Annotated in this window: 12 protein-coding genes; all 12 read right to left on the bottom strand. The window is 46.7% G+C overall.

What is annotated here, in order from left to right:
* Positions 1-130: 130 nt before the first annotated feature.
* Positions 131-1,204, bottom strand: coding sequence for an AI-2E family transporter (locus PAHA3_RS00875; RefSeq protein ID WP_082762678.1), 1,074 nt, complete (start codon positions 1,202-1,204; stop codon positions 131-133).
* Between the two features lie 175 nt (positions 1,205-1,379).
* On the bottom strand, positions 1,380-2,171 hold the full coding sequence (locus PAHA3_RS00870) for an ABC transporter permease (protein ID WP_082762677.1): 792 nt from the start codon (positions 2,169-2,171) through the stop codon (positions 1,380-1,382).
* Complete coding sequence (locus PAHA3_RS00865) at positions 2,164-3,072, bottom strand: ABC transporter ATP-binding protein (RefSeq protein ID WP_062833055.1); 909 nt, start codon at positions 3,070-3,072, stop codon at positions 2,164-2,166. Before PAHA3_RS00865 ends, PAHA3_RS00870 begins: the two co-directional genes overlap by 8 nt.
* 32 nt (positions 3,073-3,104) lie before the next feature.
* A complete protein-coding gene (locus tag PAHA3_RS00860; protein WP_139331896.1) occupies positions 3,105-3,356 on the bottom strand; it encodes a hypothetical protein in 252 nt (83 codons plus the stop codon).
* 282 nt (positions 3,357-3,638) lie between these two features.
* Positions 3,639-4,160, bottom strand: coding sequence for a hypothetical protein (locus PAHA3_RS00855; RefSeq protein ID WP_062833053.1), 522 nt, complete (start codon positions 4,158-4,160; stop codon positions 3,639-3,641).
* A gap of 85 nt (positions 4,161-4,245) precedes the next feature.
* Positions 4,246-4,809, bottom strand: a complete 564-nt coding sequence (locus PAHA3_RS00850; protein ID WP_167350834.1) for a VanZ family protein — start codon at positions 4,807-4,809, stop codon at positions 4,246-4,248.
* A 31-nt stretch (positions 4,810-4,840) separates the two neighbouring features.
* Complete coding sequence (locus PAHA3_RS00845; RefSeq protein WP_167350833.1) at positions 4,841-7,009, bottom strand: WD40/YVTN/BNR-like repeat-containing protein; 2,169 nt, start codon at positions 7,007-7,009, stop codon at positions 4,841-4,843.
* Positions 7,010-7,021: 12 nt separating this feature from the next.
* On the bottom strand, positions 7,022-7,942 hold the full coding sequence (locus PAHA3_RS00840; protein ID WP_062833050.1) for an LCP family glycopolymer transferase: 921 nt from the start codon (positions 7,940-7,942) through the stop codon (positions 7,022-7,024).
* Between the two features lie 13 nt (positions 7,943-7,955).
* Positions 7,956-9,287, bottom strand: coding sequence for a UDP-glucose dehydrogenase family protein (locus PAHA3_RS00835; protein ID WP_062833049.1), 1,332 nt, complete (start codon positions 9,285-9,287; stop codon positions 7,956-7,958).
* 32 nt (positions 9,288-9,319) lie between these two features.
* Complete coding sequence (locus PAHA3_RS00830; RefSeq protein ID WP_062833048.1) at positions 9,320-10,702, bottom strand: sugar phosphate nucleotidyltransferase; 1,383 nt, start codon at positions 10,700-10,702, stop codon at positions 9,320-9,322.
* The gene (locus tag PAHA3_RS00825; protein WP_062833047.1) at positions 10,699-11,727 is read right to left on the bottom strand and encodes a polysaccharide pyruvyl transferase family protein; all 1,029 of its coding nucleotides are present in this window, start codon (positions 11,725-11,727) and stop codon (positions 10,699-10,701) included. The genes PAHA3_RS00830 and PAHA3_RS00825 overlap by 4 nt, the downstream gene beginning before the upstream one ends.
* The gene (locus PAHA3_RS00820; protein ID WP_062833046.1) at positions 11,714-13,090 is read right to left on the bottom strand and encodes a lipopolysaccharide biosynthesis protein; all 1,377 of its coding nucleotides are present in this window, start codon (positions 13,088-13,090) and stop codon (positions 11,714-11,716) included. Before PAHA3_RS00820 ends, PAHA3_RS00825 begins: the two co-directional genes overlap by 14 nt.
* Positions 13,091-13,094 lie beyond the last annotated feature (4 nt).

The following is a 13,094-nucleotide window of genomic DNA, read 5'->3' as shown; positions in this document are numbered from 1 at the left end:
GCATATCCATCGCGAGGGCAGTTACCTGACCCTTCACCATGAATATGCGGCTTATCCTGTTTAGCTTATCGATGTGATTCAAGAGCAAACATTAGTAGTGGCACATGATAGCGTTATATTTCAATTTCATTTAAGTTTCAGTCTTATCTTCAACAATCCGGTAATGGATTCTGCGAACTATAATTTTCAGGATCATATATAGCGGAATAACGATGATCATACCCAGAATATTTCCCAGATCGGCACCTACGAGCAAAAGAATAACGGTAGTCAGTGGATGAATATCAAGCTGCTTGCCGTAGACGTAAGGTGAGATCAGGTTATCCTGAATTTGCTGTGCGATCACAATAATAACCAGTGACCAGATCGCCATCGAAGGTGATTCGATAAACGCGACAATGACGACCGGGATAGCCGCCAGCAAAGCCCCCACATAAGGGATAAAATTCAGAATAATCGATACCACAGTTAGTAGCAACGCATAAGGTAAACCTAAGATGAGAAAACCGATGTACATCAGAATCCCCAATGCTACATTAACGATAACCCGACCAACAATATAATTGCTTAGTGCTTCATCGATCTCATGGACGGTTTCTTCCCCATCCTTCCGATAATGTCTCGGCAACAACAGGGTGAGATTCGTTCCAAATTTACTGCCTTCCTTAAGCATGTAATACAACATAATCGGGAACGTTGCCAGAATAATAACCAGATTGGATACCACAGAGAATAACCCGGAGACATAATCGGTTACCTGAGTGATCCCTTGGCTCAGAATATCGGAAAGTCGCGAGAATAGATTGGAATCATCAGGCAGATATCTGGAAACAAAATTACTCTTTTCAAGTGCATTCAACTGATCGCTGAGCGAAGTAACCAACGCTGGAGCATTCTCCACAAAATTCATCAGTTGCTCTCTCAATGAAGGCCAGACCAGCACACTGAAACCAGCAAGTATTAATGCAGTCACGACATAAATAATCAGAACTGACAATGCACGCTTGATCTTATGTCTTTCCATATAATCGACGAGCGGGCGCAACAGATAATAGAAAAAACCAGCAATCAGCAGCGGAATGATGATGATGTGAATCAGTGAGGTCAGGGGGCTGAAAATAAAGTTCACTTTATCCCCCAGATACACGATGAGCAGCAGCAGAATAATCGCTGTGCAGATGCGGTAGAACTTGTTGTTTATCAAGAAACGTGATCCCTCCATGCGCTGCGTTGCCAAAGTGACTGCGGCGTTGATATGTATATCTAGTCATTTACTCATGATACTAAGTACCCTTAAATGACAGTCATGCCACAGCCGATGCTGAATATACACTTTTTTTCTCCCAAAACAGCATTAGGGCAAAAAAAAGAAGCAGGCGTTAGCCTGCCACATCTCTTTTGCTGAATACAACCCAGGAAATCACCATGAAAATAACATAATACACTGCCAGGACTGCAATGGAGAAACCCAGTGTCATTCCAGCACTCGGACCACCCATAAGCGCAAACTCCGCCCCGGAAGTCATGTATTTGCTAAGATCCATGTTGTTAAATAAAACATACTTGGCCCACTCATAACGGTCCGGATTGAATATGAGTGAGAAGATACTTTGTGAGAACATAATGAACAGGGATAATCCAATCGCAAGTGCGCCTGATCTAAATACGGAGGACACCATGAAGGCAATCGCAAGCGTAATGAACAGATCGACGTACAGATATCCCCATAGCGTCAGCGCATTCGTAGCCGGACTACTGCTTCCTCCCGGAGCATCATGCGAGAAAAGGATATACGACATTAGCATGGCCATCGCGATGACCAGCAATGTACTGACAATACTGAAACCAATGACGGTCAGGTATTTGGAAGCGAGAACTTTGCTTCGTGACCATGGACGGATCAGCAATAGCTTAATGGTTCCCCAAGTAAATTCACCTGCGACCGATTCCGCTGCAATCACAACACAGAAGATCGTGTTCAAGAAAAACGTAATCTGGATGGTCGTCACAGCCGCTTCCCAGTACAAAACTTCATTGGACCCCATGCCTTCTCGCAGTAACACTGGCATTAACAGCGAGATCAGCGCCAGAATCGATAACATGATCCAGGTACGGGGACGACGGAATATTTTCATATTTTCATTCAATATCAGATTACCGAAACTACCCAATGCCTCCACCCCCAGTAACTTGCAAGAATTGTTCTTCCAGGGTATGAGTCACGTTACGAATACCATATACCTGAAACCCTTCGCTAACCAGCTTGGCATTGATATCCGGAATCTGCTCGCGAGACACCCGTGCCACCAAGACATTGCCCTGTACAGTAGCACCCTGAATCAGATCCGCAGCGCGGTCTGCATCATTCAGCTCAAAAGCAACTTCAATTAATGCATCCGAACCTGCTTCAGCCCGAAGGTTTCTTACATCAATCAACTTGCCATTCTGGATGATGGCTACGGTATCACACATCAGTTCCATCTCCGACAGCAAATGGCTGGATACGAAGACCGTGATGCCTTCCTCCTGGGTGAGCTGACGCAAATAATCTCTCAGTTCACGTATGCCCTGTGGGTCCAGACCATTGGTCGGCTCATCCAGTACAAGCAGCTTCGGTTTATGTAATATCGCTTGCGCGACACCCAGACGCTGGCGCATACCCAGTGAGTAGGTCTTGACTTTATCGTGGATACGGGCTGTAAGCCCCACACGCTCAATCGTTTCTGCAATACGTTCTTTCGTAACTCCTGGCGACATGCGGGCAAAGTGAACGAGATTCTGGTATCCAGTCAGAAACTTGTACATCTCCGGATTTTCCACAATGGCTCCGACCTGCGCTACCGCCTGCTCAAACTCATTCTTCACACTGTGTCCCGAGATGAAAATATCACCTTTACTGATGGACATCAGTCCAACCATCATTCGAATCGTCGTTGTTTTTCCCGCGCCATTAGGTCCTAAAAAACCAAAAACCTGCCCCGGAGAAATATCCAGAGTCAGGTCGCTGACCAATGATCGGGAGGATATGATCTTGCTGACGCCCTGAATCCGGACGACCGGCTCCTGCTGCATTCAATCCCCTCCTTCATGGACGAGCACATAGCTCATGCCCGTTTCTCATATGCACATAGTGTATCATAATCTTTAGTATATTGTCCCGCAAACTGGGATTTCCCCTGACGTTTCACTTCAACTACACACGCTTCACAGCATCCAAGCGGCATTTCACTCCGGTAAAATCCGGTGCGAAATACGTGATTGCCTCCATAGCCCTCTTCCTTCATTTCGACAGAGCTTCTAGCGACCGACACAATCATCCCACAACTGACACAGTAAAAGCGGCCCGTTTCGATCAATGATATTCCTTCCCCTCACAAGGAGCTTAGAAGTCCCTGTTATTTGTCGTTAGACGCTGAAAATTGATACATTTTGTATCTATCTCGTAATTTACTTGACACCGGGACTAATGTCAAGGCTTTACAGCCATAAAAACAGGTAAAATACAAAAAAAGCTCCATAAATGCGACAAAAGTCTCGCATTTATGGAGCTTCGTGTTAGGTAAATGATACAATTCGGTGCAACGTATGGGTGAATATCATTATGACTTAATTTCAGTCTTTTTGACAATGATGCTTAATTATTCACTGTTGTTATCCTGCGAGGCCCCCTCATTCTTCTCATTCGGATAATACCAGAGTAAGGTCCACTCATCTCCATCCTCTACCAGATAACAGGTCTGCACAATATCGAATTGTCCAAAGGTACCTGAGTACTTCTGAGTAACTCTGATTTTGTAGGCTTCTGAGAATGGCTTCACACCATCCACCACTGTTACATCGAACTCGCGCTCCGGCTTCTCCATCTCCAGCTCAAAGGTATCCACACCAAAATGCTGCATGAATATATGTGCTCTATTCTGTACGTAAGCACTCTTTGGAAACCGCTCTTTCATCAAGGGATGAAACAGTTCCCACGAACTGCCGAAGTCACCCGTCTGCTCATATTTGTAGAACTCTTCGGCAACAGCCGCAGCTTCATCCGGTGTATCTGCCCGAAACAAATACGGAATGGTTCTACCGATCAACCATAGCAATATCAGTATGATCGCTATGAACCCGATCTTCTTGAGCAAAGCATTCCTGTTCCTTCTTCGCAGCATGTCCAGTCCTCCTTGTCCTCCATCCATATTTATGATGGATGGTAGACAAGTAGAAGCTGAACGATGCATCTAATTTCCTGGGAAATCACTCGCTTTGAATGGGAGTATGCTTTCTCTTTCTGATCCTGCGGATCAGAAACTGAAGCCCGGCATATATAGCAATCCCACAGCAGCCACCGAGCAAGTCCACTCCAACATCACGTATCGAGCTTGTCCGGTCTGGGCTGAACTGCTGAATATACTCATCAATGGAGGCGATGATACACACTACAGCCAGAGCAGACACGATACAGGTTATGATGGATGTCCTCCTGTATCGCAGCCCGCCGTACACAAGCACGGCGAGCACAGCGTATACAAATAAGTGCGCACTCTTGCGAAAGATGAACTCTGCAAAATCGTACGGCCTCTGTTTCAGCGAATACTCATACTCCCCGTAGGTGAATTGCACATCTGGTAGCGTAAAACCGATTTGCAATTTTTGGGACCATTTATGCAGCCAAGGCTGAATGTCCTGCTGCTGAGAGGATTGCGTGGACATGGACCAGATGACCAGAATCCAGAGCACAATCAGCAGCAGAGCAATGAGAAATCCATACGTTCTTCGAACATGCTTTTGTCTCGTGCGCCCTGAACCCTCCTCCATCATATGATTCATCACCACTTTCATATCTCTTTCTTTATTCTAATGAACCAACATACATGCCTCTGCCATTCGTACCTACATATACCCGACCATAGATTTGCCGGTCTGCCGCCATAATTTGCGGTTCATTGCCCAGCCCAATTCCAGCACCTAAAGGACCTATATTGTTCCAGGTTGCCCCCATATCATCGGAACGAAAGAATCCATTCACGTTATTTACGGTGCCATATACATAGACAGCTGGAACTAATTTACCTGGCTTCGCTTTACCAAAGGCAAATAATTTGGAATTCTGCACACCCTGGATCTGGGAAAATGTATTTCCCGAGTTCGTCGATGCATATAATCCATCAGTTCCCAGACTCACCCATACATTATTCGCCACCCCAGGTGCAGCCTCAACTTTAATGAAGCTTGTATTAATATCCGTATTAATAGGAAGGCGAACCGTATTCGCTTTGGACCAGTTGGCTCCTGCATCCGTAGACCGATACAGATAACCGGCAGCATACATATAAAATTTATATCCATTGATGCGATCGGCAGCCAGTGGATGATTATAGGCGAAGACCATATTCCCCCCAATAGCCTGAAAAGGGGCACCATTCATATTTTGCCATGTTGCGCCACGGTTCGTGCTTCTGACCGGATTACCGGTCTGGGGGTAATAAACAATTACATTTGGATTGATGGCTGAATAGGCCACCCGCCCCAGTGTAGAGCCTGCCGGAACGTTTACCGGGGTTACTGTAACTCCGTTATTGGAAGAGACAAATAAGCGTGTGGTCGTACCATACCAGTCACTGCTTCCCAGAAATATCATGTAATTCGGATTTGCCTCATGATAGTCAATACTCACAATTTCTCGCATACCTGCGAGCGGGATTTTATTAAGAGGAACATCGTCTACATTGTTATGTCTAAATCCGACCTGATCCGTTAAACCACTAAAAAATGAAACACCCTGAGGTGGTGTGGATGCCGTGAGTGCGACCACTTCTTCATGACCATCGGTAATGGCTTCCCAAGTACTCGCAGTATTGCCAGTCAATCCATTGGTACCATTGATATTTTCCGTCTTGTACACGCCAAACCAGTCTGTAGCGTATACGGTACCCGGGTTATGTGGATCGAACTTGATACTGGATGTCGCTGAGAAAAACATGTTGGGTGTCCACCAGGATGGTTTGGATACCAGCGTTTTGCTTACTGTTGTCCAACTCAGTCCGCCATTGACCGAACGATACAGTGGCAGATTATCTCCGCCTGTTCGAACGGCTGCCAAGATATGATTATCGTTTTGAGGATCGATCGTGATCCCATAATAAGACGAGTAGCTGGAACTTGGCGTGATATTCGTCCACTGCACACCATTGAACTTGTAGACGCCCTGATTATCAGTGGTAACATACAACGTTCCGTTCTTTGCCACAGTCATACGCGCAGGATATTCGGGACTTCTCCCTGTAAGTTGCCAGGTGGTCTGCCCATTGCTTCTTGGTGCTTTGCTATACACACCAATGCCGCGAACCCCTGCATACACAACCTGGCCTTGTTTCGTTACGGGATTTAATCCATAGGCTACACTCCGTATACCCTCACCGGACAGCCCGCTCGGTACATCCCACACCTTGCTCCACGTTGCTGCACCGTCACTGGAGGTGTACAATCCATCATATCGCGTACCGACATGCAAGTAATTGGAGTTCGTTGGATTAACAGCGATGCTCTCACCCATGGCTCGATGGATATTTCCATTTGATTCATTCCGAAGATTCAGTCCGGTTCGAATCCAGGTTTCTCCTCGGTCTGTAGATTTCAGAATATCGCTTGGTCCCACATTGCCGTACTTCCCAGCCGCGATATACACGACATTGGGGTTTTGCTGATCCAGCGCAATGCCATCCACGCCGTACAGATTGCTATCCTCATCTCCGAAATGATCAAGTAGTGGAATCCAATCTCCTGAAGCTGCATCCAACCGGTAGGCTCCTCCAACGTCAGTTCGAGCGTAAACCAGATCAGGCTCAGTCGGATGAATGACCACTCCCGTAACGTACCCCCCACCACCAATAGGTATATTTTTCCATTGATAGCTTTGAGCTGATTGAACAACGTTTGTACTTGCAGGTATCATGAGCATATACATTAGTAGCACAATCAGGGATAATTTCAATAGCCTGGAGATACGCATCTGGTTCACCGCCCTATCTGATCATTTTAAATGTTGTTCAATCATCTGATGTATCCTGTCTCGTTCCGATTGTTCCACGATATAGTAATACACTCCGTCTATTTTCTTGCCCGTGCCTTGAATCTCAACAGATTCGATATGATCCAGCACCGGCCGGTAATTGGAGAACATCTGCTTCATTTCATCAAAGGTAACGTCGGTTCTCACATGAGCACTGACTTCGTCCAGCAACGTCTCCAGTTGCAACACGTTGGATACCTGAACTGTATTTTTCAACACCTGTTTGATAATCTCACGCTGACGGTCATTGCGTCCGAGATCTCCCTTCGGATCATCATAACGCATTCGCGAAAATCCCAATGCTGCTGCGCCATCCAAATGGATATTCCCCTGCTCGAACCGATAGCCCTCATAGTCAAAAGCAAACGGGTTATTTACATCCACACCACCCACCATGTCGATGACCTGTGCAAAACCCTCCATATTCACTTTCATGTAGTAGTGTATGGGAACATCGAGCAATTGTTCCACTGTTTGCACAGACATGTTAACGCCACCAAAGGCATAGGCATGGTTGATCTTATCTTCCGTGCCATGTCCCACAATACTTGTTCTGGTATCCCGGGGGATGTTGAACATAAGTACGGATTGTTTCGCAGGGTTAACACTCAATACAATCATGGTGTCGGAGCGCCCCCGATCATTGGAGCGTTCATCTACACCCAGGATCAAAGCATTGAAAGGTTCTTCATTCTCCATATCCACGGGGAAATCGCCCCCGCCCCTCTGGTCTACAATGGATACCTGCTTGATGGGTTCCCGGGGTTCATACATTTGATCCGCCGCTGATTTGACATGCAGATACAGATACACCGAATATCCAATCATGACAACTGCAACAAGGGAAATGGCACCTAATGTTATTTTGATCCCGCGTCTCATGTTATGGCCTCCGTCAGATGACTGCCGTTTTTCTTCCATCGATATTGGTTAGACCCGGACGACCGACGGAGTAGTATTGAAAGGATGTGTCTTTGATCTGTTCTTCTCCGTAGATGTTTCTTCCATCAATGAGAATGGGTTGATTCATATGCGCTGCCAAATCAGTTAGATTAACCTCCATGAACTCTTTCCACTCGGTCAGGACACAAAGCGCATCAGCGCCTTCCGCCGCGTTCATGGCACGATCTTCCCACGTAATGGATGGGGAATCCACCTCTTTGCGGAAGTTCTCGGTCGCGATAGGATCATACGCCCGAATCACTGCTCCTTGCTCAAGCAAACGCTGTATAATCTCAATCGCCGGAGCATCACGAACATCATCGGTATCCGGCTTGAAGGCGAGTCCCCAGATCGCAATCTCCTTCCCTTCGAGTGAACCAAGTGCGTCTTCCAGTTTGCGAATGACGTTGAAGCGTTGATCCTTGTTCACTTCCACCACGGACTTCAGCAGTTTGAAGTCATAATCCACATTACCTGCAATTTGAATTAGAGCTTGTGTATCCTTAGGGAAACAGGAACCTCCGTAACCAATGCCTGCCTTGAGAAAGGAAGCACCGATTCGTCTGTCATAGCCCATGCCTTCGGCAACGCGGCTGACATCTGCTCCTACTTTTTCACAGATGTTAGAGATTTCGTTGATAAACGAGATCTTGGTTGCCAGGAAAGCGTTGGATGCATATTTAATCATTTCGGCCGAGCGAATATCCGTAACAATAATCTGATCGGTTAATGGCTGATGCAGCTCTTTCAACGTGGCAACTGCCCGATCGCTATGTGTCCCAATGACTATCCGGTCAGGATACAGTGTGTCCTGCACAGCAGTGCCTTCCCGCAGGAACTCAGGTACCGATGCCATGTCGAACGGGTGACTCGTCAAACTACTGATCCATTCCTGAATGCGGTCATTCGTTCCGACAGGAACAGTGCTTTTAGTCATTATTATTTTATAATTATCCATATAAGAACCTATTTCTCGCGCGACAAGCTCAATAAAACTCAGATTCGCTTCGCCATTCGGCAGGGACGGCGTTCCGACCGCGATGATAATAATATCCGAACGACTGATGGCATCCTGAATGTTGGTGGTGAAGGACAGCCTTCCCGCTTTCATATTGGCATTCATGATGTCCTTGAGACCCGGTTCATAGATAGGTACGTGACCATCCGTCAACATATTCACTTTTTCAACATTGTTGTCGACACAGATCACGTTATTTCCCAGTTCCGAAAAACATACGCCCGATACCAAACCCACATAGCCTGTGCCAATCACCGTAATATTCATTCCATAATCTCCCCCATGTCCTAATGTGTTGGTTACGCGTGCTTCACATATGTCTGAACAATATCCTGCCATTCGGTAGATACTCTAACGATATCTTCCTCAATCAGTTGGCTGCCGATCTGCACTTCGATGATCTCCAGTTCCGTAACGGCTCTGACCGAATGAAGCATACTCCGATCAATGACCACCGTGTCTCCTTGCCCGATCATTCGGCTCTGCCCATCCAGAATTAATTCCCCTGTTCCCGATACAACCGTCCATACCTCATTGCGAAGCAAATGATATTGATAACTCAGGTTTTTCCCGGCACTAATGCAGATTCGTTTGGTGAGAACTTCGCCGCCAGATTCGTTTCTTGTATAATCCAGCACCCGGTAGCAGCCCCATCTGCGCTCCTCGTACATGGGACGTTGATCCTCATTCTTCAAGATTTCCTTGATGCGTGGGCTAGCCTCTTTGTCACTGACCAGAATGCCATCCGGACTCACAGCTACCACCACATCTGACAAGCCCAATATCGCAACCGGGATGTTCAATTCATTGACCAGGTGAGTATTCAGGGAATCTCCCGTGATCCATCCTTTTCCTACCACCGAGGTTCCCATCTCTTCCGTGAGTGTGTTCCACGTGCCTAGATCTTTCCAGAAGCCGTTATAAGGAATGGCGATAATCTGATTGGCTCGCTCGACCACTTGGTAATCAAAACTGATCTTGTTCAATCTTCCGTATTGCTTCAGCATTTCGTCATATTGGATCGGCAGTTCCATCTCAATTAGCAGATTGATCAAATAACCCAGCTTAAAAGCAAAAACCCCGCAATTCCATAATGCGGCCTGCTCCATCATAAGGGCCGCATCGGATTCGCAGGGTTTCTCCTGGAACTTCGCTACATTCACGTATTCATTGTTATTTTCACTGGAAGACAGGGATTGCGGAATGATGTATCCGTACTTCTCTGACGGGTACGTCGGCACAACCCCCATTAAGGCCAGATCAGCACCAGACTTATCCAGCATCTCCGGCAAGGTTGCCATAACCTCAAAGAATTCTTTTTCTACAAAAGGATCGACTGGCAAGACTGCAATGGTCTCATTCAGACTCACACTCTCTACGGAATACAGATAAGAGGCTGCGAGCGCAATCGCAGGAAACGTATCTCTGCGCTCAGGCTCCACGACCAGTCTCACATCGTCTCCCAGCTGAGAAGTCAGAATCTCGACCTGTGGCAAACTGGTTGCGATCAGTGCCTCTGATGCAAGTCCGGCATGATTCAACTGTCGCCATACTCGCTGTACCATAGATTCCGGACTTCCCTCAGGCCCGTGAAGCACTTTAAGAAATTGCTTGGATCTAGAATCGTTGGATAACGGCCAGAGACGCTTGCCAGAACCGCCGGATAACAGAATACTTCTCATAGGGCTGCACCATCCGAGAGAACAACCGTACTTGCTCCCTTGCCGGTCTCGGTTTGCTTGTTATATGTGCTGGTCTGATTGGATTCGAGTCTTCCTGCTGGATTGCTCTTCGTCCAGGCTGCATAATAATTCGAGTTCTTGCCATATGAATTATCCAGCAGAATGTTCGGTTGATCGAGGAGACAAGCCAGAATATGTCCATGCAGACGGGATGTGGTGATGGTTTGGTATTTATTGAATTCCTTAATGGCCGTATGTACCATCCGATCAGAGTATTTGTACCACAACCAGCGAGCGAAAGAGCTACCTTTCCCTGACTTCAACCGGGATGTAATCATGCGAATGATCTTCCGGTCGACCCGGTTGTACAATGTTTCCCAGTCTTTAAACGTGGCCTTGGGTCCACTGACGGATTCGTAATGCACCTGATTCTGAGTCTTCTCAATGTCTTTACGGAAGAAATACAGCATCTCTGCAGTAGGCTGGCTCTTGGACTTCAAAGGCCACAATTGATGTGCCATATCCGGTGATAGATACACATTGGTTTGTTGAAATTCTTTACTGGCTATCTCATAAGATAATGTATCTCTGACAAAAAAGTGCACATCCTTATGACGATTGAATACTTGGGCTGTCTTTTTCAATTCAATATCACTCTTGTAAAACATCGTCTGTGGCAGAATGACGATCCGGTGATTCGGATGCTGGGCAATCATTCGTTCTCTCAATTTCTGATGGGCAGGGTATAGATCACCAAAGTTACCTCCCCCGTGCAACACAATCGTAATGCCTTCCGGAACCTTGAGAGACAAAGGGCAATCCAGAATGCTGTATCTGGCACGTACTTGAATATCATTGTCCCGGAAGAAAGCCTCAGTACCTTTCATAATCAACAAGTCGCCACCATTGCTATGCACCGGGTAATCCAGATAATAGATTTCGGTACGCGGTGGGATGACCTTCAAAATCTGACGTAAATGTCCCTTCAACTCTTCCATTGGATGAATATTGTTAGTGCCCAGCATCTCCATCTCCTCCTTGGGTGACTCTTCTTCTTTTTTTGTTTAACCGTTCATAGAGAAACGGCAGATCTTCCTTGTCATAGAACATGGCGGCAAACTTCACCTTAAATACAATCTTCATCGCGGCTACAGTAACTACCATTCGTACAATGGACCCGATCAGCAAAGCAATTGCAATGCCGTTAAGCCCCCATAGCGGGGTGAACACGAAGAACAAGGCCACCGTCACCGAGAGTGCAATGAGCTGTCTGATCATCACAAGCCCTGGTCGACCCAGTGCATTGAATGCGGAAGCCAGAATCCAGGAGCCACCACCAATGATGCATTCCACAGCCAAAATATAAAATGCGACGCTCGCTTCCAGAAATTCGGAGCCAAATAGGAGACCCATCAGGTAGTTCCCCACAAACATGGTGGGTATCACAATGATCATCATGACCATGAGCGAGATACGGAAGGCTCTGCCAACCGTTCGAATAATCTGCTCTTGAGGCAATCCAGTCACTTTCGGAAAAACAACATTGCTGATCGCCGTTTGAACGGCATTGTAGATTCTCGATAACGCGAATACGACGGAATACAGTCCAAAATCACGCGGGGTGAGCAAAGCCAAAATAATGATTTTATCAAACTGGGTATACAATGTTCCTAACAATTCAACGCCATACACCTTGCTTCCATAACCGAAAAGCTTCTTGGCCGAACTCTGATCCACACGATCCTTGAACCATCTCAGTCTCAACTCATTACGGTTGGCATAGATAGCCCACGCCACCACGGAGAAGCTTGTTACAAAATAGATCGCAGCCGCGAGCTGAATGCTCAGCATGCCCAGGCCCCATAACACAAAAAGCCCGCCTACATTAAACAGGGGGATCATTAACCGAATGCCATTATATACAGCGAATTTCTCCCGACTCTGCGAGAGGGCTGATATGAGATTGATGACAATGAGTACAGGAACGGTAGCAATCGTATACCATCTGGATATCTGCACTACCTCTGGCGGAAAGCTGGAAAGCCAGAAGGGTAATCCAAACCAGGCAACTATACCGATGATGATGCATACCGGAACCTGAAAGAGAAAGCTTAACCGAACATACTGCGCACTCTTCTCAGTTGCGCTCTGTTTGATGTTATAAATGATGGATGTCGGTAGTCCGAACCCGACCAATCCGGTTAATAGTGCAGGCCAGAATAGAATGGCCGAGAATGCGCCCTTTCCCTCTACGCCGAACATGCGTGACGTCAAAATGGAAGACAGCATCGTTAGTGTCATGACTAGCAGATTGGTTCCACTTGTCTGGAATATGGCACTCATTAAGCCGTTTCCTCTGAATACTTTGCGAAGTGCAACTTGCGCCATAGCG

This window comes from Paenibacillus amylolyticus (assembly GCF_001570725.1).
Classification (GTDB): Bacteria; Bacillota; Bacilli; order Paenibacillales; family Paenibacillaceae; genus Paenibacillus; species Paenibacillus amylolyticus_A.
The sequence above is the reverse complement of the archived record's forward strand: the minus strand, read 5'-3'. Positions and strand labels throughout refer to the sequence as shown.

Coding starts and splice junctions, on each gene's coding strand:
- PAHA3_RS00850 (WP_167350834.1), bottom strand. CDS start 4,809: ATGATGGAGGAGGGTTCAGGGCGCACGAGACAAAAGCATGTTCGAAGA.
- PAHA3_RS00825 (WP_062833047.1), bottom strand. CDS start 11,727: ATGCTGGGCACTAACAATATTCATCCAATGGAAGAGTTGAAGGGACAT.
- PAHA3_RS00820 (WP_062833046.1), bottom strand. CDS start 13,090: ATGGCGCAAGTTGCACTTCGCAAAGTATTCAGAGGAAACGGCTTAATG.
- PAHA3_RS00840 (WP_062833050.1), bottom strand. CDS start 7,942: ATGAGACGCGGGATCAAAATAACATTAGGTGCCATTTCCCTTGTTGCA.
- PAHA3_RS00830 (WP_062833048.1), bottom strand. CDS start 10,702: ATGAGAAGTATTCTGTTATCCGGCGGTTCTGGCAAGCGTCTCTGGCCG.
- PAHA3_RS00865 (WP_062833055.1), bottom strand. CDS start 3,072: ATGCAGCAGGAGCCGGTCGTCCGGATTCAGGGCGTCAGCAAGATCATA.
- PAHA3_RS00835 (WP_062833049.1), bottom strand. CDS start 9,287: ATGAATATTACGGTGATTGGCACAGGCTATGTGGGTTTGGTATCGGGC.
- PAHA3_RS00855 (WP_062833053.1), bottom strand. CDS start 4,160: ATGCTGCGAAGAAGGAACAGGAATGCTTTGCTCAAGAAGATCGGGTTC.